Source organism: Janthinobacterium lividum (genome assembly GCF_034424625.1).
GTDB classification, from domain to species: Bacteria; Pseudomonadota; Gammaproteobacteria; order Burkholderiales; family Burkholderiaceae_D; genus Janthinobacterium; species Janthinobacterium lividum.
In genome coordinates this window covers 744,878-764,936 of record NZ_CP139976.1, presented here as the reverse complement: position 1 = coordinate 764,936, position 20,059 = coordinate 744,878, and the positions used below count along the sequence as shown (strand labels likewise).

The following is a 20,059-nucleotide window of genomic DNA, read 5'->3' as shown; positions in this document are numbered from 1 at the left end:
CGCGCGGGCATGTCAGTCCACGCAGTGACCGTTACAGCTCGTCGAGCGAATACAGCCGGCGGTGCTCGCGGATCGCGTAGCGGTCCGTCATGCCGGCGATATAGTCGGCGATCTTGCGCGCCTGCTTTGTCACATCATCGCCGTTGACCTGATAATCGGGCGGCAGCAGGGCCGGTTCGGCCATGAAGCTGTCGTACAGTTCGCGCACGATGCGGCTCGCTTTGACGCGCATGCGGTTGACCTGGTAGTGGCGGTACAGGTTCGCCCTTAAAAAGCGTTTCAGCTCCGTCGCATCACGGCGCATGGCATCCGAAAAACGGATCAGCGGAGGACTGGCGCGCACTTCGCTGACGTCGCGGGGAGCGGCGTCCGCAATCAGGGCATTCGACGTGACGATCAGATCGTCGGCCAGCGCCGTGATCAGGCGGCGCAGGGTTTCATAGATGGCGCGGCGGCCCGACAGGCCGGGAAACGCCTGCTGCACCTCGCGCCACAGGCGGCCGAAGAATTCCACCTCTTCCAGCTGGTCGATGGTGATCAGGCCGGAACGCAGGCCATCGTCGATATCGTGGCTGTTGTAGGCGATTTCATCGGCCAGGTTGGTCAGCTGTGCTTCCAGGGTCGGTTGCGTGCGGTCGATGAAGCGCTGCGCCACGGGTCCCAGTTCGCGCGCATGCGCCAGCGAGCAGTGTTTCAATATGCCTTCGCGCGTCTCGAACATCAGGTTCAAGCCATCAAAAGCGCCGTAGTGCTCTTCCAGTGTGTCGACCACGCGCAGGCTTTGCAGGTTGTGCTCGAAGCCGCCATGCTTCTGCATGCACTCATTGAGCACGTCCTGGCCCACATGGCCGAATGGCGTGTGGCCCAGGTCATGCGCGAGCGCGATGGCTTCCACCAGGTCTTCATTGAGGCGCAGGTTGCGCGCGATGGAGCGGCCGACCTGCGCCACTTCCAGGCTGTGCGTCAGGCGCGTGCGGAACAGGTCTCCCTCGTGGTTGAGGAAAACTTGGGTCTTGTATTCGAGGCGGCGGAAGGCCGAGGAGTGGATGATGCGGTCGCGGTCGCGCTGGAACTGGCTGCGCGAGGCGTGCGGCGCCTCGGCAAAGCGACGTCCCTGCCCCTGTGCCGAGTGAGCTGCGTAGGGAGCAAGGAAGTCTTCTGGCAGCATGTTATTGCACTCCGGCGGCCAGGGTGGCCAGCACCAGTTCGTGCGGCGCGGAGGTGATGTTCGGGCTGCCCAATGGTTTGAGCAAGATGAACTTGATGGCGCCGCCCTCGTTCTTCTTGTCCACTTCCATCAGTTCCAGCCAGCGCTCGACACCGAGGTCCGGCGCCTTGATCGGCAGGCCGGCGGCGGCGACGAGCTTGCGCACGCGCTCCACGGCCGCCTGGTCGATATAGCCCATGCGGCAGGACAGGTCGGCCGCCATCACCATGCCGCAGCCGACGGCTTCGCCGTGCAGCCAGTGGCCGTAGCCCAGGCCCGCCTCGATGGCGTGGCCGAAGGTGTGGCCGAAATTCAGGATGGCGCGCAAGCCGCCTTCGCGCTCATCCTGGCGCACCACGTCGGCCTTGATTTCGCACGAGCGGGCGATCGCATACGCCAGGGCGCCCTTGTCGCGCGCCATCAGCTTGGCCATGTTCGCCTCGATCCAGTCGAAGAAGGCCGCATCGATGATGGCGCCGTGCTTGATCACTTCGGCCAGGCCGGCCGACAGCTCGCGCGCTGGCAGGGTTTCCAGGGTCGAAGTGTCGGCGATCACGGCGCGCGGCTGGTAGAAGGCGCCGATCATGTTCTTGCCCAGCGGGTGGTTGATGCCCGTCTTGCCGCCAACGGAGGAATCGACCTGCGCCAGCAGGGTGGTGGGCACCTGCACGAAGCCGATGCCGCGCATGTAGCTCGCGGCCGCATAGCCGGTCAGGTCGCCGATCACGCCGCCGCCCAGCGCCACGAGAGTGGTCTTGCGGTCGCATTTGTTGGCCAGCAGCGCGTCGAAGATCTGCATCAGGCTGGCCCAGTTTTTATATTCTTCGCCGTCCGGCAGGACGATGCTGATCACTTCGCGGCCATCGCTGGCCAGCGCCGCCTGCAGGCGGCCCAGGTACAGGGGGGCGACGGTGGTGTTGGTGACGATGGCCACCTTGTGGCCGCTGATATGGCGCAGCAGCGCGTCGGCGTCGGCCAGGAGGCCAGGACCGATGGCGATCGGATAACTGCGTTCGTCGAGGTCTACGCTCAACAACATTTTGGATTGCTCGTTCATCGAAGGCTCTGCATGAATGACGCAGTTGGGCGAGGCCTCGCATTCGAGGCTGGCCAGCTGCATCAGGATGGTCTGGACCATCGATTGTACGTTAGGACGGCCCGTGTCGATCACAATGTCGGCCACTTCCATGTAATGGGGCTCGCGCTGCGACGTCAATTCTTCCAGCTTGCCGCGCGGGTCGGCCGTCTGCAACAGGGGACGGTTCTTGTCGTGGCTGGTGCGCGCGAGGATGTTGCTGACGCTGGCGCGCAGGTAGACGACCGTGCCCCGCTCCTTCAGGTAGGCGCGGCTGTCGGCGTTGAGGATGGCCCCGCCGCCCGTGGCCATGACGATGCCTTCCTGGGCGCTCAGGTCGCGGATGACCTCGGCCTCGCGCCGGCGAAAGCTGGCCTCGCCCTCGATTTCAAAGATCCACGGAATGGTCGCTCCCGTGCGTGCCTCGATTTCGTGGTCGGAATCGACAAAGCGCAAGCCCAGCTTGCGGGCCAGGATGCGCCCGATCGTGGTTTTGCCTGCGCCCATGAGGCCTACTAAAAACAGATTTTGCATGTGCTGCGACAGTTAATTTGGATTACGACAATCAGTGGCTTGTCCATACGGACTATTGACGCCTGGAGGTGAAACATCCACGCGGTTAAAGTCCGTGGCCAGCCCCGGAAGCAAAGTGTAACCGACATAAGTTGCCTCCGTCCCGGAACTGTTGCCACGAATCGTCAATTCGACGTCCAGCCAGTTGGCTCTGTCGCGCGGATAAGTCAGGGTGACAATCGCCGTTCCCGAGCTGTCGGTCTTGCCGCCGGTCGACAGATTGAGCGGAATGCCCGGGTCGAGACGGCCATTGAGGTTGAAGTCGTTATTCGGATTGAAGGTGCCGCTGCGGTCCCGGTCTTCATTATCACATGCGTTCGCTGTCCTCACGACTATCCACGACTGGGCTGCCTGGGAATATTGCAGATAGCCTTTGTAATAATAGCGGGGCCAGGCGGCGGCCGTGATGATCACATCCGGCACGGGGTTGCCGGCGGCGTCCGTCACAAACACGCTGTACGTCTTGCGATAGGTGCTGCTGTCGGAGGCGTCCAGCGCATTGCCGCTGCCAGCGCTGATGAACAGCGATTTTTTCGTCACCGTCAGCTTGACCGTGGCGGCATTGCTCGATACGCCCTGCAGTTGCGCCTTGACAACGACGCCATCGACACCGGTGGTGCCCTGCCCCGCGATGTAGCTGACCGTGGCCACGCCATCACTGTCGGTGGCGACCAGCGAAGGCGAGCTCAGGGAACCATTGCTGGCATCGGACTGGATCGAGAAACTCACCTGTGCATTCTTGACCAGGTTGTTTTCCACCGTGCCATCGCGCACGATGGCGCGCAAGGCGCTGCGCTGCGCCGTGCTGCCGGCCGTGTTGGCGCCGATGACCGCCGGGTCGGCTTGCAGGCTGATCGTGGCCTGGGCCGTCAATGGCGCGACAAACTCCACTTCCGACTGCACCGAAACACCGCTGTCTTCGTACTTCGCCGTCAATGCGGTCAGGCCGGCACCGCTGGCCTGCACGTAGGCGATGGCATTGCCGCCCGCCAGCGCCAGCGGTGCCTGCAATGGCGTGCCGCAGGCGGCATCCTGGTAAATGGCGCCGCGCGACGTACTGAAACGCACATTACCCGTTTGTGGCACGCCAGCCACATCGCTATGCACCGTCACCGCATAGCAGGTGTTCGTGTTCAAGGTGGTCAACGCCACATTGCCGCCCGACACGGCATTGATCGTGAAATTCGATGCATTAATTACAATTGGCAACACGACGCTGTCACCCTGCGCCTTGACGCTGATGCTATCGCTGCTGCCGGCCTGGGCGTTGTAGCTCAACACCAGTTGACCGTTGTTGTCGGTCAGCGCAGGACTGGCGCCGCCGCCCTTGACCGTGATGGCATTGCTGCGGGCGCTGAAGGTCACCGGTTTGCCGACGAGGGGATTGCCGCTCGAATCGACCAGCTTGACCACCATGTCGGTGCTCGTCTTCAGGTTCACCGTCGAAAAGGCACTGATGACCAGCCGGGTGCCGCTGACGCCGATATCCGTGCTGGCCGTCTGCGCGCCTGCGCTGGCCGTGACCTTGATCGTGCGCAAGCTGGCGTCGCCACCCGTATTCAGGCTGACCTGCGCCTGTCCCTGCGCATTGGTATTCACCTTGGTCGCGCCCAGCGCGCCCGAATCGGCGCTGAATGTCACGCTGGCATTGGGCACAACGGCATTGTTGGCATCCTTGACAAAAGCGATCATGTTGACGGCTGTGCCGCCCGACGAAGCGAGGGTACCGCCGGAAGACGTCAGCAGCAAGCTGGCAATGCCGGAGGTGACGGGCACCACTTTCACCACTACGGGGGCCGATTCAACGCCGCCGCTGCTGGCCTTGATGGTAATGTCGCGCAAGCTCGCATCGCCTTTCACGCTGAGCTTTTCCGTCACCGTGCCATTGGCATCCGTCACGCGGTTGGTATTGCTGATGATGCCGGAACTGGCGGTGAAGGTCACCGTCTGGCCTGTCATGGCATTGTTGCCGGGATTCTTCACCACGGCCGTCAGCACGACTTCCGTGCCGTCCGCGCCCGAAGCGACAATAGTTGTTGCACCAGCAACCAATACCACACTGCCGACGCCGGCATTCGCGCCATCCTTGACGCCCAAGGTCGGATCACCACCACCGCCGCCACACGCGGCCAGCAAGGTGCCCAGCGCCAGCAAGACCAGCCAATTCGATACCCGACTCCAATAAGTGTTGCCCCAAGATACATTCCGCATAGTCGCCATCAATCCGCTTTCGTGTGCATTGTTACTTAAACGTAAAGATGTGACATTAACGTGTTGCTGGCCGATCTGCCACTATTTTCGGCGTAATAAACACCATCAGTTCCGTTTTTTCTTGACTGCGGCCCGTGCTGCGGAAAAAAACACCGAGCACGGGGATGTCGCCCAGCAGTGGCACCTTGCTGTCCGTGCCCCGTTCGGATTGCTGATAGATGCCGCCCAGCACCACCGTGCCGCCGTCTTCCACCATCACCTGCGTGCGCACGTGCTTGGTGTCGATGGCGAAGCCGGAACGGGTTTCCTGGCCCACGCTATCCTTGTTGACATCCACTTCCAGCACCACGTTGCCGTCCGGCGTGATCTGCGGCGTCACTTCCAGGCGCAGGTTCGCCTTGCGGAACGTGATCGACGTGGCGCCGCTGCTGGTGGCCACCTGGTACGGCAGTTCGATGCCCTGTTCGATCAGCGCCAGCACCTTGTCGGCCGTCACCACGCGGGGGCTGGAAATGATCTTGCCCCTGCCGTCCGCTTCCAGCGCGGACAGTTCCAGGTTCAGGAAGCGATTGGCGGCCGCCGAAAACAGGCTCAGGGCGAAGCTGGCCGGCTGCAAGCCATTGATGCTGGCAGCTGGCAAGTTGACGAATTGCGTGTTCGGCACGAAGGCGCCGCTACCTGCCACCGTTTGCCCCGTCGCCTCGCCCACGCCCTGGTAGCTGCCGCCGATGGCCGCGCGGCGCCCGCTGCCCCCCAGGGAAAAACCGGGCAGCTGGCCCGCCGCCAGGCGCTGGTCCGTAAAGCCCAGGCGCGCGCCCAGGTTGCGGCTGAAACTGTCGTTCGCCTCCACGATGCGCACCTCGATCATTACTTGCCGTGTCGCAATATCTGTCTTGGCGATCAGTTGACGGATCTGCTCCAGGCGCGCCGGTACGTCGGTGACGAACAGCTGATTCGTGCGCGGCTCGATCAGCACGCTGCCACGGCGCGACAGCAGCCGGCTGCGCCCTTCCCCCGCGTCCAGCCCGAACACGGTGCGGAACGCTTCGGCCTTCTGGTAATTGAGCTGGAAGATGGCCGACTGTAACGGCTCCAGTTCCGCGATCTGCGCGCGCTGTTCCAGTTCCAGTTTTTCGCGCGCCAGCATTTCCTCGCGCGGCGCGATCCACAGCACGCTGCCATTGCGCCGCATGTCCAGGCCCTTGGCCTGCAGCAGCACGTCGAGCGCCTGGTCCCACGGCAAGTCGCGCAGGCGCAGGGTCACATTGCCCGCCACGCTGTCGCTGGCGATGATGTTTTGGCCCGACGCATCGGCCAGGATATGCAGGGCCGCGCGCACGCCCACGTTCTGGAAGTCGACGGAAATCTTCTCGCCCGCATACAGGCGCGGGGCCGACACGTGCACCACGGCCTCCTGGGCAAGCCCGCAGGCATGCAGACACAGCAGGGCGGCCAGGAGCATGGGGCGCGGCCTCATGGCGCCGCCTCGGGCACGCTGGCCTTCGGCCCCGCTCCCGCCAACTGCAAGGCCAGGCTGCCGCGCCGCTCGCGCCAGGGACCATCCGCCTCGCGCAGCAATTCACGGTACTGCACAGCCTGTTCACTGATCCCCGTCACCACGCCGTGGTCTTGCCCCAGGTACTGGCCCACCGCTACCCGGTACACGCGCTGGCCCGCCAGCAGCAGCGCGCTCAGGCGCCCGTCCTGCTGCACGCTGCCGACCATGCTGATGGCTGGCAAGGGCACGCTTTCCAGCGCTTCGCGCACGCGGCGTGGGTCGGGCTCCGCCACAGTACCCAGCGGCCCCGTCGCGCTGGCCGGCGGCAATGCATTAAAAGGATCGGGCAAGGCGGCGGCCTCGTAGGGATGCGGCGCGACAGCGGCAAGCGGACGCCATGCCGGCGCCGCTGCCGGCGCGCCGGCCTTGGGGGCCAAAGCCGCTTGTACCAACCGCTCCCCCGCTGCGGGCAAGCGATACGCGTGCAGCACGGCATCGAGGGTCAGCAAGCGATCCTTGCCGAGGGTCAAGGCCAGCCCATGCACCGTGACGATGCGCGGCAGGCGCGCCAGGTCCGCCAGCAGCGCGCCCATGGCGTGGTAGCCGCCGCGCAACTGTATGGCGATCGGCAAGGCGACATAGGGCGCTTGCGGCTGGGCCGCACCGGGCTTGAACAGGGAAAATTGCAGTCCGCGCGACTGGCCTGCGGCATTAATCTGCGTCAACAGCAGCGCCATCGCCTGCTGGTCGGGCAGTTGCTGTTCCAGCAGGGCCAGTTCGGCGCCGGCCTGGCGCTGCTGTGCGCGCCATTGCGGCAACTGCTTCGCCCTGGCCTGCGCCGACAGATAGGCGGCGCGCAAGCGGGCCTGCTCGCCTTGCGCCGCCTGCACGGCAACACTCAGGCCATCCAGCCATGCAAGGTGCAGTACGGCCGCCACCAGCGTACCGGCCAGGGCAGCACAAGCGAGGCGCGCAGGTAGCGGCCACAGCGATGCAGTCTTCAAGCTCAGCATGATCAACCTCCAGGACTAGGTGCCAAAGCCAGCCGTACCGTCCATTCCACGGCGCCATCGGCCGCGCCGCGCACTTCCAGTCGCACTTCCACCAATTCCGGCCGGGACCAGGGCGCCGCCTGTTCCAGCGCCAGCAGCAGGGCAGCGACCTTGTCCTGCGACGCAGCCTGCCCCTGCAGACGCACCATCGCCGCTTCCTGGCGCACACTGTGCAAGGCCACGCCGGCCGGCATCGCCCGGGTCAGCACATCCAGCATGCGTACCCAGGCATTGCGTTGCTCTTGCAAACTGGCAATGGCCTGCTGGCGCAGCAGCAGCGCCGCCGTCTCGCCCTGCACCCGCTTGCTGGTGGCAAGGACGGCATCGACTTGCTGCATGGCACTGCGCCAGCCCTCCTGGCGGCGCAGCTGCGCGTCGAGCTCGTGCCGCTGCCAAGCGCCTGTCGCCAGGGCCAATAGCAATCCCAGCAGCGCCCCGCCCGCCAGTTGCCCCAGCAGCAGCTGAATGCGCCTGCGCCGTGCCGCAGGACGATACGGCAACAGGTTGATGCGCTGCACTTGCACCCGGACCGTCATCGGGCGTACCGGTGCAAGGCCAGGCCCCAGGCCAGCTGGTATGCCACGCCACCGTCGGGCAAGGCTTGCCAGCCACCCTGCGCGAGCGCCGCCTGCAAGGCCAGCGCCTCGCTATCCATGACGACGGCCAGCAGGCCCGCGGCCCTGGCCGCATCGAGACGGCGCTGCACGCTGGCGCGCCGCGCCGCCACCAGCAGCACGTCGACCTCCTTGCCTGCCGTGCCGGGCAGCGGCGGCGCGGGGCCGAGAATGAAAAAATCCAGGCTGGCGTCTTCCAGCGCAAACGGCATGTATTGCGCCGCTTCCAGTTCCACGAGAATTTCCAGCTGTTCTTCCGCCAATCCGGCGGGCAAGCGGATCGCATGCGTGATCAGGGCCGTGGCCGGCATGGCCAGCGCCACCCGCGTGCAGGCGCTGCCACTGTCGCGGTGTGCCTGGCGCAGGGCATCGGCCAGGCCCAGCATGTCCTCGACATTACCTTCCAGTATCACGCCGCGCGCCAGCGTGGCGGCGCCGCAATGCCGGCACGACAGCTTTCCCCGCCGGCGCCTCAACTCGACGACGCGCACGGCATCGTCCGCGATGTCGACGCCCAGCAAGCTGGTGCCAAGAAAATTGCTGATGGACATGTTTTTCATAGAGAAACGTCAGCGTGGGAAGGGTTCCTGCCATCCGAAAGCCTAGTCCCGGCAGCGCTGGCTTGTAAATGGATTTCACGCCGGAGTGTGCTGCGCGCGGCGCCTATCTGGCCGGGCCGTGATCTGGCGCAGAATAATTGTTACCAAATCCTGGTTGCCAGCGGGCCAATACACGCTTATATAGAGTATCGGCAAGTTTCGACACTCCCCCCGGCAAGCGCCACAGCGCGCTGCCACCCCGGCAAGCTCGCTTATAATTGGCCGGCATAATTAACCGAAAGACATACGACGCATGACATCTTCAAAATCCGCTGGCCCCGCTGGCTCAAAGCCGCCCACCAAGGGCAGCAAACCCAAACGTTTCCTGCTGATGGCCCTGGCATCGCTGCTGGGCCTGGGCATCGTCGGCGTCTTGCTGGTGGTCTTTGGCCTGGCCATGGCCTATCCGAACCTGCCGGCGCTCGATACCTTGACCGATTACAAGCCAAAGATGCCGCTGCGCGTGTTCACGTCCGACAGCGTGCTGATCGGCGAATTCGGCGAGGAACGCCGCAACATGGTGCACATCAAGGATATTCCCGATGTCATGAAGAAAGCCGTGCTGGCCATCGAAGATGACCGCTTCTATGAACATGGCGGCGTCGATTACCTGGGCATCACCCGCGCGGCCCTGCACAACCTGACGGGCGGCGCCAAGCAAGGCGCCTCGACCATCACGCAGCAGGTGGCGCGCAATTTCTTCCTGTCCAGCGAACAGACCCTGAAGCGCAAGGCGTATGAAGTCTTGCTGGCCTGGAAGATCGAGAAAAATCTCAGCAAGGACCAGATCCTCGAAGTGTATATGAACCAGATTTATCTGGGACAGCGCGCCTACGGTTTCGCCTCGGCCGCGCAAATCTATTTCGGCAAGAACATCCAGGACCTGACCGTGGCCGAAGCGGCCATGCTGGCCGGCTTGCCGAAGGCGCCGTCGGCCTACAATCCCGTCGTCAATCCGAAACGCGCGCGCATGCGCCAGCAGTACATCCTGCAGCGCATGGCGCAGCTGGGCTACATCACGCCAGAGCAATACACGGAAGCCAAGAATGAAGAGCTGAAAGTGAAAACCGACAGCAGCGCCTTTGGCGTGCACGCGGAATACGTGTCGGAAATGGCGCGCCAGCTGGTCTACGAGCAATTCAAGGAAGACACCTACACGCGCGGTTTGAATGTCTACACCACCATCACCAAGGCAGACCAGGACGCCGCCTACATCGCCTTGCGCAAGGGCGTGATGGATTACGAAAAGCGCCACGGCTACCGCGGCCCGGAAGCGTATATCGAGATTCCGAAAACCAAGGCCGAAGCGGACGACGCGATCGAGACGGAACTGGCCGACCACCCGGACAGCGACGACATCATCGCCGCCATGGTGCTGCAAGCGTCGCCCAAATCGCTGCAGGCAGTCACGTCGGCCGGCGAGGAAATCACGATCACGGGCCCCGGCCTGACCTTCGGCGCGGCCTGGCTGTCGGAAAAAGCGGCGCCGAACCGCCGCATCAAGCGCGGCGCCGTGATCCGCGTCATGCAAGAAGGCAATGCCTGGGTCTTGACGCAAATGCCGGAAGTACAATCGGCGTTCGTCTCGGCCAGCACCACGGATGGCGCCATTCGCGCCATGGTGGGCGGCTTCGATTACAACCGCAACAAGTTCAACCACGTCACGCAAGCGTGGCGCCAGCCAGGTTCCGCCTTCAAACCCTTCATCTATTCCGCTTCGCTGGAACGGGGCCTGTCGCCGGCCACCATCATCAACGATGCGCCGATCTCGTTCGACGCGGGCCAGACGGGCGGCCAGGCGTGGGAACCGAAGAACTACGACAGCAAATACGATGGTCCGATGACCATGCGCAAAGGCTTGATGAAATCGAAGAACATGATTTCCATCCGCATCCTGCACAAGATCGGCGCCAAGTATGGCCAGGAATACGCGACGCGCTTCGGCTTTGACGCGGACAAGAACCCCCCGTACCTGACCCTGGCCTTGGGCGCCGGCAACGTGACGCCGCTGCAGATGGCCGGCGCGTATGCCGTGTTCGCCAATGGCGGCTACAAGATCAACCCGTACCTGATCGCCAAGGTGACCGATAGCGACGGCAATGTGTTGTCGCAAGCCAAGCCGGACCTGGCGGGCGAGGAAGCCAACCGGGTCATCGACGAGCGCAACGCCTTCATGATGAACAGCATGCTCAACGACGTCGTGCGCTTCGGCACGGCCAATAAAGCCATGGCCTTGAAGCGTCCCGACCTGGCCGGCAAGACGGGCACGACCAACGATTCGATCGACGCGTGGTTCGCCGGCTACCAGGCCAAGCTGGTGGGCATCGCCTGGATCGGCTACGACCAGCCGCGCAACCTGGGCAACCGGGAAACGGGCGGCGGCCTGGCCTTGCCGATCTGGATCAGCTACATGGCGAAAGCCCTGAAGAGCATCCCCGTCGAGGAACGCGCCGTGCCGGAAGGCCTGATCCACGTGGGCGACGAGTATTACTATGCGGAAAATCCACCGGGCACGGGCGTGGGCAGCCTGGAAGGCGCGGCGCGCGGCACGCCGGAGGAAGAGAAGGCGAAAGAGGCTGTGAAGAACGAGCTATTTTAAACACGTAGGCCGGGTAGGTCGGATTAGCGCGCAAGCGCGTCATCCGACAACATCGTTGGCGCCGGTGGTGGCGTCGGGTTACGGCCTGCGGCCTAACCCGACCTACCCGACACTGGACCACAAAAAATGGGCAGCCCGCAAAGGCTGCCCATTTTTCATGCATCACTTCAAACACTTACTTCAATACAACTGCCGCACCCGCCTGCTCGCTGGCCATGGCAGACAAAGCCGCAAACAGTTCCGAACTGTCGCGCGTGTTGATCCACTCGTCGCCCACGCGCTTGTAGTGGAAACCGCCGGAACGGGCGGCCACCCACATTTCGCGCATGGGGGCCTGGCTGTTGACGATGATTTTCGTGCCGTTATCGATGAACTCGATTTCCAGCACATTGCCGCTGCGGCTGCATTCGACGTCGAGCACGTCTTCATCGTTCAGCCGGTCCAGCGCCGCCTCGATCTGGGTCAGGGTGGCTTCGGCCAGGGCCAGGAATTCCGATTCGCTCATGCTACACTCCAAAGATCTTAATCAAACCGTGATTCTAATCGTGAAGTCATCCTCAGCGTTTTATATCGGCACCGCCATTGTGGTTTCTAGCGTCCTGGCCGGCTGCGGCCAGCCCGGCCCCCTGTACCTGCCCAAGCCGCCGGCGGCCAAGGGCGCGCCAGCCAAAGGCCCGGTCGAACCGGCGCCCGTGCCGCCACCACCGGTGATCGTGCCAGCAAGCTAAGCCGAGCGTACCGGGGTGGCAGCCTTGGCCGCCCTGGCGCTCTTCTCTCGCTTACTCCAGGCGAAAACCACGCGTATTAACAGCAGTAGCGCGACGATGCTGCCGAACAGGATCGGTTGCGCGAAATTATTCTTGCCCGCCTTCATCCACCAGAAGTGCAAGATACCCAGCGGCGCGATGACATAGATCAAGCGGTGCAGCCACTGCCAGCGCTTGCCCCCCAGGCGTTTCACCATGCCGTTCGTGCTCGTCACGGCCAGCGGAATCAGCAGCACGAAAGCGATGAAACCCACCGTGATGAACGGACGCTTGAGCACATCCTTCCACATTTCCTGCACATCGAAAAAGTGATCAAACCATAAAAAAGTGGTGAAGTGCAGCGCCGCGTAGAAAAAGGCGAACAGGCCCAGCATGCGCCGCAGCTTGATCAGCCAATTCCATTGCGTGAGGCGCCGCAAGGGCGTGACAGCCAGGCTGATACACAGGAAATACAGGGTCCAGTCGCCCGTGCCGCGCGTGATGAATTCCAGCGGCTCCACCAGTTGCCCCGTGTACGTCAGCCAGACCATGCGCGCGAACGGCAGCAGCGCCAGCAAGAAGATCAGGCTTTTCAGCAGCGACAACTGCTTGCTCGTGGGGTTGAGGGCCATGGTATTTCCTTAAAAGAACTTCTTCAGGTCCATGCCCGCATACAAGGAAGCGACATCGTTGTAGCCATTGAACATCAGGGTCTTGCGCTTGCGGGTGAGAAAACCGTCTTCGCCGATGCGCCGCTCGGAAGCTTGCGACCAGCGCGGATGATCGACGTTCGGATTCACGTTCGAGTAAAAACCGTATTCGGACGGCGCCGACAGGTTCCAGGAGGTGCGCGGCTGCTCCTTGACGAAACGGATCTTGACGATGGATTTGGCGGATTTGAAACCATATTTCCACGGCAACACCATGCGCACGGGCGCGCCATTCTGATTCGGCAAGGTTTCGCCATACATGCCCAGGGTGAGCAGCGCCAGCGGATGATTCGCTTCATCGATGCGCAAGCCTTCCGTGTAGGGCCACTGCAGCACGCGGCTGCCCACGCCCGGCATCTGCTTCTTGTCGGCCAGGGTGATGAATTCCACGTACTTCGCATTGCCCGTCGGCTCGACCTTCTTGATGATTTCCGAGAAGGAATAACCGACCCACGGGATGACCATCGACCAGCCTTCCACGCAGCGCAAGCGGTACACGCGCTCTTCCAGCGGCGCCAGCTTCAGCAGCGCGTCGAGGTCCAGGGTCATGGGCTTCTTGACTTCGCCCTCGATGCTGACGGTCCACGGACGCGTGCGCAGGGTGCCCGCGTTTTGCGCCGGATCGCTCTTGTCCGTGCCGAATTCGTAGAAATTGTTGTAGCTGGTGGCGTCTTTATAGGCCGTCTGCTTTTCCAGCGCCGAATAGGCAGGATTGAGCTTGGCGGCCAGCTTGGGATTGCTGCCTTGCGCGAACGCTTCGCGGCTGGCCATTTCCAGCAAGGCCGCGCTGGACACGGAGCCCAGGGCGATTTGCTTGATGAAGCTGCGGCGCGATTCAAACACGGCACGCGGCGTGATTTCGGAAGAATACGGCAACTCAATGCCGTTGGGACTGCGCTTGATCAACATGGCGGCTCCGGGAAAAGGTGATTGTTTGTACCTTACACCAGTTTTCCCGGGCCGTTCATGACGCTTCTGTCATGCAAAAAACAATTAAAGCTTGCCGTAAGAATGTAATCCAGAAAGGAACATATTCACGCCCAAAAACGCGAAGGTCGTCACCAGCAAGCCCACCAGCGCCCACCACGAGGCGACGCGGCCGCGCAAGCCCGTCATCAGGCGCATGTGCAGCCAGGCTGCATAGTTGAGCCAGACGATCAGCGCCCACGTTTCTTTCGGGTCCCACGACCAGTAGCCGCCCCATGCTTCGGCCGCCCACAAGGCGCCCAGGATGGTCGCTACCGTGAAGAAAGCGAAGCCGACGGAAATAGCCTTGTACATGACGTCGTCGAGCACTTCCAGCGACGGCAGGCGGTCGACCAGGTAGCCGCTCGATTTGAGCAGGTAGGCCGCCGCCACCATGGCCGACAGGGCGAAGGTGCCGTAGCCGATGAAGTTGGCCGGCACGTGGATCTTCATCCACCAGCTTTGCAGGGCCGGCACCAGCGGCTGGATCTCGGCCGCGTCGCGCGTGACCGTGTACCACATCAGGAACACGACGGCCGCGGAAATGACCAGCATGACGAAGGCGCCCAGCTGGCGCGTCGCGTAATGCTGCTCGTAGTACAGGTAAAACATGGCCGTGATCAAGGAAAACAGGATGAACACTTCATACAGGTTCGACACGGGAATGTGGCCCACGTCGGCACCGATCAGGTAAGACTCGTACCAGCGCACCAGCATGCCCGTCAGGCCCAGCACGACGCCGGCCCAGCACAGCAGGGAGCCGACGGACGAGCCGAATTCCGAGCGCGCCACCAGGCCGATCCAGTAGAACAGGGTCGACAGCACGAACAGGGTACCCATCCACAAGATGGCGGATTGGCTCGACAAGATATATTTCAGGAAGAATTTCTGGTTCGCCATCTCCAGGTGGCCAGCGTACAGCTCGATGGCGAACAGCGACAGCACGGCTGCCACGGGGATCAGCCAGCGCACGGGCTTCCAGTACCAGCCCAGCCACGCGAACGTGGGCGCCGCGGCCAGCAAGATGGCTTTTTCATAGATATCCATGAAGGCGCCAAAGCGCACCAGGCCGAACAGGGAGGCGGCCAGCAAGCCGGCGCCATACAGCCAATCGATCAGGCTCAGGCGCTTGAAAAATCCTGGTTCCTGCGTATATATTTGCTTGTTTGCCAATTCCATCATTTTCTCCATTGCAGGCGACGCGCAAGCGTCCCAGACACAGCGCAGCTTACGCCGATTGCGGCAGCTTTGCCTTCAAGTTCTCAAATTCTTTTTCAAAATCCAGCGTCTTGCGTTGCGTGCTCATGGCCATCAAGGCATCGCTGCCGCCCTCGCCATCCTTGATCCACACCCACAGGCGGCGCTCGCGGATATAAAACATGGAAAACACGCCGATCACGAGGAACAGGCAGCCGAGGTAGACCACGCTCTTGCCCGGCGAACGCGTCACCTGCAGCACGGACGCCTTGATTTCCGTGAAGTCGTCGAGTTGCAGATACACGGGCGCGCCATAGAAGAAGCTGTCGGACAGCGCATTCGTGGCCAGTTGCAGGAAGCGGCCATGCTTGTCATCGGCCTCGATGGCTTTCAAGCCATCCTGGGCGCGCGCCGCCTGCCACAAGTCCCACAGGCTGCCATTCAGTATCTTCATGAAGATATCGGCCGCTTTTTCTTGCTCGGCGGCAGGAATTTTCTCCAGGAAACGCGAAATGGCGAGGAAGCCGCCCTCTTGCCCATTGCCGGCAAAGATGCCCAGGCTTTTCGCCGCCGATTCCTGCAACTGGCCGCGCAAGGCTTCCGCGCCCGGTTGCGGCATGGCGCGCGCCGCATAGCGCGTGGCGGCCTGCTGGCGCAGCGCGGGATCTTGCAGCGCGGCACGCAAGCGCATCCATTCGTTCACGCTGTAATTGTCATCGGCGGGAATGCGCAGATAGCTGAACGGATCGCTGGGGTTGACGCGCATGCCGGCCAGGAACACCGTCGTGCCATCCACGGTGACAGGCTGCATGTAGTTCTGGTACTCGCGCGCCTGGCCCGTCTTGTCGCGCAATTTGTATTGCACCGAAGGACCGACGTTCTTGAGATCCTTGTTATTCGCGTTCTTCGCGGCCGAGCCGAGGCGTTTATCGAGGCCGACGGCAAACTTATCGTTGAAGCTTTCCGCCTTGCTGACGGCGCGCACATCCTGGCCGGCGCTGAGGTTTTCCACGTTGAACGGGCGGAAACCCGACCATTCCACCGTGTAGGAATTGCCGTCGCTGCGCTCGAGCGGCGTGCTGCCGCCCACTTCGCCGCCGATATCGAAGCGTTTCGTCGTCTTGCCCGTCATGGGAAAGCCCGTCAATTTGAGCTTGCTGCCGCCATCTTCAAAGCTGGACTGGTACAGGGCCAGGCCCTTGTACAGCAGCGGCTGATTGACTTTGATGGTTGCAGGGAAACTTTTCCCTGTTTCATGATCCGTCACCACGACATCGCTGGCGAACAGCTTGGGCATGCCCGTGCTGTAGAAATCGATGTGGAATTTTTTCAGCAGGATGGTGATGGGCAGGTCCTGGATCAGCACGCCATCGGCCTGGGGAATGATGGCCGTGTTGCTCGACGCGCCTTCCGGGATCATGGTGTTGCCGCGGAAAGTGGGGTTCGACAGGCTCAGGCGGTGCTGGGCGGGAATGTCGGCGATCACGCCGCTGCCGGAAAACGGCGTCTTGCCGAAGAACCATTGCTGTACGCGGATGGGCATTTCCGAATCGAGCAAGCCGCCCACGCAAATGATGACGATGGCGCCGTGGGCAAAGATATAGCCCCATTTATTGGCCGCGCCCCGCTTGGCAGCGACCAGGGTGGCGTTGTCCTTCTCGACTACCTTGGCCGCGTAGCCGGCGTCTTTCAGGCGCATCACCATCTGCTGCGCCAGCACGGTGCGCGGCAGCGGCGCCTGCCATTCCGCCTTGTGATGGAAATTGCGCAGGGATTGTTCGCGCACATTGTCGCGCCAGCTGCGCATATCCTTGAGCATCTTCGGTGCATTGCGCACGATGCACAGCGAAGTCGAGGCGACGAGGAAACCCATGATGACCAGGAACCACCAGGCCGAATACACGGAGTACAGGCTCAGCTTGTCGAAGACGGCGAACCAGAACGGGCCGAACTGGTTCACATAATTGGGCATGGGCTCATTTTGCTTGAGCACGGTGCCGATGATGGACGCGACGGCGATCAGGGTCAGCAGGCTGATGGCAAAGCGCATCGACGAGACCAGCTCGACGAATTCAGCCAGGCTGCGGCGTTGGGTCTTTAACTCGATTCCGGTCGTGCCTGTGCTCATACGTTGATACTCATACGGGATATGCAATCTTCAAGAAAATTTAGGCATGGAGCAGAGTGTTTCTCCGCGCAAGGCGGCAGCATACTCCTGTTTGGCCCCTGCCATAAAAAAGGGCAGCCTGTCGAGACGGCCGCCCTGGTTCATGCGCGCTGGTGCGCCTGGCAATCTCTTGCCACTATGAAAACTTACTTCAGGCCGGCGATGTAATCGGCAACGGCGGCGATCTCGTCATCCGACATGCGGGCGGCGATGGTGTGCATTTGCGCGCTGTTCTTGCGGGCATCAGCCTTGGTGCTGCGGAACATGGCCAGCTGGGCCACCGTGTAGTCCTGGTGCTGGCCGGCGATGCGCGGATACTGGACGGGAATGCCATTGCCCGTCGCGCCATGACAGCTGGCGCAGGCAGCAACTTGCTTGGAAGCAATGCCACCACGGTAGATTTTCTTGCCCAGGTCGATCGTGTCCTTGTTTTTCGCGGCGCCCGGCTTGGACAGCTGCGCGCCCAGGTAGGCGGCGATATTCTTCTTGTCGGCGTCGCTGAGCATTTTCGCGTACGTCGTCATGACGGGCTGGTTGCGCTCCGGCGTGGTGAAGTCGACCAGTTGCTTGTAGATATAGCTTTCGTGCTGGCCGGCTAGCTTCGGATTGACCGTGATGGTCGAATTGCCGGCCGCGCCATGGCAGGAGACACAGGCAGGCAGGCCGCGTGCCGCATCGCCATCGGCGTACAGGGTAGCGCCCTTGGCCGCGTCGACCTTGACGGCCGGTTTCGCTGCTTCGACCGCAGAGGCAGTTGCCGATACAGCCAGCAAAGCGAGCAGCATGGATTTGATAAACGGTGAAAACGCACGATTCATTCAGGCACCCTGAGACAGTGAGAAATTAGTGGTGGACATTGCCGCGCCCTGTGGATTTTTGCTTTATTTTCAGGGCCGCAAGCCGCATCGCTGCTACGCCGGCAACAATAAACAACCCCTTATTGTACAATAGCTTCTTGGCGTTATCGCTCCCTTATCGCTCCCTTTTGTTGCTTTACTACTCCCATGTCAAAACTCTGGCAAGCCCGCTTCTTTACGACCGTCAACCAATTGCGTGACCTGCCCGATACCACGGTGCCGGAAATCGCCTTTGCCGGCCGCTCCAATGCCGGTAAATCGACCGCCATCAACATCTTGTGTAATCAGAAAGGCTTGGCGTTCGCCTCCAAGACACCTGGCCGTACCCAGCACATCAACTACTTCTCCATCGGCGGCGCCCACGTGGCGCAGCACCGCAAGGATGCCACCATCGTCGAAGAGATCGAATGCCTGCTGGTCGACTTGCCGGGCTACGGCTACGCGGAAGTCTCGGGCTCGGCCAAATTGCACTGGCAGCGCCTGCTGGGCGACTATGTGCAGCGCCGCGAGCAATTGGCGGGCTTGATCCTGATCATGGATTCGCGCCGTCCGTTCACCGACCTGGACATCCAGATGCTGGAATGGTTCGCCCCGACGGGCAAACCGATCCACTGCATCCTGACGAAAGTCGATAAGCTGAACCGCAATGAATCCGTGAATGCCTTGCGCCAGGCGAAAGCCAAGCTCGACAGCTACGTGGATGAAGACGGCGTCGGTTTCCCGTTCACCGTGCAACTGTTCTCGGCCCTGAAGCGCGTCGGCATCGACGAAGCCAACGACAAGATCATGGAACTGGCCGGCATCAGCGAAGATGGCGCGGCCCAGATGGTCGAACTGATCGACATGGAAGACGACGTCGAACCGGAAGCGGGAACCGACAAACCGGCTTGATCGAGATCAACGCTGCGTAAAAAAAGGCTGCCCGTTCACACGGTGCAGCCTTTTTTATTGCCAGTTTTACGAGCGCCTAGCGCCGTCCCGGCCCTGGCCGTTTCTCGGAAAAGAACTCCTGCCGCAGGAAGGCCATCAGCTCGGCCGTGTCTTCCACGCGGGCGCTGAGGTTGACGTTGCGCCCCAGGCGTCGCGATTCCCACACGAAATCACCGGGCTTTTCGGCACGGATCAGCTGAATCATCTTCTTCACGATAGCCGTTTCGATATCGGGCTCATTGCCCAACTCGACTTTTTCCTGCTTCAGCCAGTTGCGCTTGAAGTTGCCGTTCCAGCCCTTGAACTTGACTTCGGCACTGAACGAAGTCTGGTTGACGATGGAAAACACGCCGCCCGAATCCTCACGGTCACTGCCGGAATTGCGTCCCTGGGCGCCGGCGATATTCGCCTTGGCCACGCGCATGGCGCGGTCGTTTTCGCTTTCCTCGGCCGGCGGCGCGGGGTTTTGCGCCTCGCGCTGCTTGCGGCGCTGCTCGATCATCGAACTCATGTCTTCAGCCGGCGGCGGCGGCAACGGCACTTTCGACACCAGCGGCGGCGTGAATGTTTCCAGTTTTGGCTTGTCGCGCGGCACGTCTTTTGTGACCACGCGCTTGCTCGGCGCCGGTGGCGGTTTGACCTTGGCCACTTTCGTGTCCTTCGGTTTCGGCGTGGGTTTCGGCTGCGGCTGCGGTTTGTCTTTCAGTGGCGCAATGTAGACCATCGCGCTTTCCTTCTTCGGCGGCGGGATCTTTTCGATCGTATCGCTGCGAAACAATGCATACGCCGCCAGCAGCACGTGCAGCAAGACGGACACGCCGAGCGCCACCTTGCGCATGGTGCTGGTCGTGGACCCGTAGGCCGGTGGTGGCTGGATCACTTGCCCGCAGGTGGGGCAAACATCGGAATCGGCAGCCATCAAATGGGTCGTGTCATGCAAAATGAATCGTGCTTTCTGTGTAGCGACAAAAGTAATCTTACAGGGCAGCCATAGTGCCAGAGTCCCTTGCTTTTGGGAACACTTCCTCGGCATATCCAACCCGAAGCGTACAGGATAG

The 20,059-nt window shown here is 62.1% G+C and carries 16 protein-coding genes and 1 pseudogene; 3 read left to right on the top strand and 14 right to left on the bottom strand.

The window, feature by feature from the left end; genetic code table 11:
- Positions 1 to 31: 31 nt before the first annotated feature.
- The 7 genes and pseudogenes from U0004_RS03370 to pilM all read right to left on the bottom strand — a co-directional run bounded on the left by U0004_RS03370 (position 32) and on the right by pilM (position 8,781).
- Positions 32 to 1,168, bottom strand: a complete 1,137-nt coding sequence (locus tag U0004_RS03370) for a deoxyguanosinetriphosphate triphosphohydrolase (RefSeq protein WP_070259538.1) — start codon at positions 1,166 to 1,168, stop codon at positions 32 to 34.
- A gap of 1 nt (position 1,169) precedes the next feature.
- Positions 1,170 to 2,789 (bottom strand): bifunctional shikimate kinase/3-dehydroquinate synthase AroKB, encoded by a 1,620-nt coding sequence (aroKB, locus tag U0004_RS03365; protein WP_034778314.1) that lies wholly within the window; start codon positions 2,787 to 2,789, stop codon positions 1,170 to 1,172.
- Positions 2,790 to 2,828: 39 nt separating this feature from the next.
- Positions 2,829 to 5,066 carry an Ig-like domain-containing protein gene (locus U0004_RS03360; RefSeq protein WP_231958522.1) on the bottom strand — a complete coding sequence of 746 codons (2,238 nt, stop codon included), beginning with the start codon at positions 5,064 to 5,066 and terminating at the stop codon, positions 2,829 to 2,831.
- A 55-nt stretch (positions 5,067 to 5,121) separates the two neighbouring features.
- A pseudogene (locus tag U0004_RS03355) lies at positions 5,122 to 6,447 on the bottom strand (type IV pilus secretin PilQ); the annotation flags it as partial.
- Positions 6,448 to 6,539: 92 nt separating this feature from the next.
- Positions 6,540 to 7,577: a pilus assembly protein PilP gene (locus tag U0004_RS03350; protein ID WP_070259532.1), complete on the bottom strand. Its 1,038-nt coding sequence runs from the start codon at positions 7,575 to 7,577 to the stop codon at positions 6,540 to 6,542.
- Positions 7,578 to 7,579: 2 nt separating this feature from the next.
- Positions 7,580 to 8,152, bottom strand: a complete 573-nt coding sequence (locus U0004_RS03345; RefSeq protein ID WP_070259530.1) for a PilN domain-containing protein — start codon at positions 8,150 to 8,152, stop codon at positions 7,580 to 7,582.
- Entirely contained in the window at positions 8,149 to 8,781 is a 633-nt protein-coding gene (gene pilM, locus U0004_RS03340) for a pilus assembly protein PilM (protein WP_167468621.1), read from the bottom strand. The genes U0004_RS03345 and pilM overlap by 4 nt, the downstream gene beginning before the upstream one ends.
- A gap of 301 nt (positions 8,782 to 9,082) precedes the next feature.
- Here pilM and U0004_RS03335 point away from each other — a divergent pair, with 301 nt between their 5' ends.
- On the top strand, positions 9,083 to 11,428 hold the full coding sequence (locus U0004_RS03335) for a penicillin-binding protein 1A (RefSeq protein ID WP_046681678.1): 2,346 nt from the start codon (positions 9,083 to 9,085) through the stop codon (positions 11,426 to 11,428).
- A gap of 175 nt (positions 11,429 to 11,603) precedes the next feature.
- On the opposite strand, the gene cyaY is transcribed toward U0004_RS03335, so the two are convergent.
- Complete coding sequence (cyaY, locus tag U0004_RS03330; protein WP_034778305.1) at positions 11,604 to 11,933, bottom strand: iron donor protein CyaY; 330 nt, start codon at positions 11,931 to 11,933, stop codon at positions 11,604 to 11,606.
- 40 nt (positions 11,934 to 11,973) lie between these two features.
- On the opposite strand from cyaY, the gene lptM reads away from it, so the two are divergent.
- Positions 11,974 to 12,156, top strand: a complete 183-nt coding sequence (lptM, locus tag U0004_RS03325; RefSeq protein WP_070259526.1) for an LPS translocon maturation chaperone LptM — start codon at positions 11,974 to 11,976, stop codon at positions 12,154 to 12,156.
- Here lptM and U0004_RS03320 read toward each other — a convergent pair.
- From U0004_RS03320 to U0004_RS03300, 5 genes are all read right to left on the bottom strand, one after another.
- On the bottom strand, positions 12,153 to 12,806 hold the full coding sequence (locus tag U0004_RS03320; RefSeq protein ID WP_070259525.1) for a protein-methionine-sulfoxide reductase heme-binding subunit MsrQ: 654 nt from the start codon (positions 12,804 to 12,806) through the stop codon (positions 12,153 to 12,155). The two genes, lptM and U0004_RS03320, sit on opposite strands and share 4 nt — an antisense overlap.
- A gap of 9 nt (positions 12,807 to 12,815) precedes the next feature.
- A complete protein-coding gene (msrP, locus tag U0004_RS03315) occupies positions 12,816 to 13,793 on the bottom strand; it encodes a protein-methionine-sulfoxide reductase catalytic subunit MsrP (protein WP_070259523.1) in 978 nt (325 codons plus the stop codon).
- Positions 13,794 to 13,877: 84 nt separating this feature from the next.
- On the bottom strand, positions 13,878 to 15,029 hold the full coding sequence (ccsB, locus tag U0004_RS03310) for a c-type cytochrome biogenesis protein CcsB (RefSeq protein ID WP_034778299.1): 1,152 nt from the start codon (positions 15,027 to 15,029) through the stop codon (positions 13,878 to 13,880).
- Between the two features lie 49 nt (positions 15,030 to 15,078).
- Complete coding sequence (locus U0004_RS03305; RefSeq protein ID WP_034778297.1) at positions 15,079 to 17,175, bottom strand: cytochrome c biogenesis protein ResB; 2,097 nt, start codon at positions 17,173 to 17,175, stop codon at positions 15,079 to 15,081.
- Positions 17,176 to 17,360: 185 nt separating this feature from the next.
- Entirely contained in the window at positions 17,361 to 18,032 is a 672-nt protein-coding gene (locus U0004_RS03300; protein WP_034778295.1) for a c-type cytochrome, read from the bottom strand.
- Between the two features lie 186 nt (positions 18,033 to 18,218).
- On the opposite strand from U0004_RS03300, the gene yihA reads away from it, so the two are divergent.
- The gene (gene yihA / locus U0004_RS03295; protein WP_034778293.1) at positions 18,219 to 18,962 is read left to right on the top strand and encodes a ribosome biogenesis GTP-binding protein YihA/YsxC; all 744 of its coding nucleotides are present in this window, start codon (positions 18,219 to 18,221) and stop codon (positions 18,960 to 18,962) included.
- A 76-nt stretch (positions 18,963 to 19,038) separates the two neighbouring features.
- Here the strand turns inward: yihA and U0004_RS03290 are convergent, their stop codons facing one another.
- Positions 19,039 to 19,920, bottom strand: coding sequence for a hypothetical protein (locus U0004_RS03290; protein ID WP_231958520.1), 882 nt, complete (start codon positions 19,918 to 19,920; stop codon positions 19,039 to 19,041).
- Between the last annotated feature and the right edge of the window lie 139 nt (positions 19,921 to 20,059).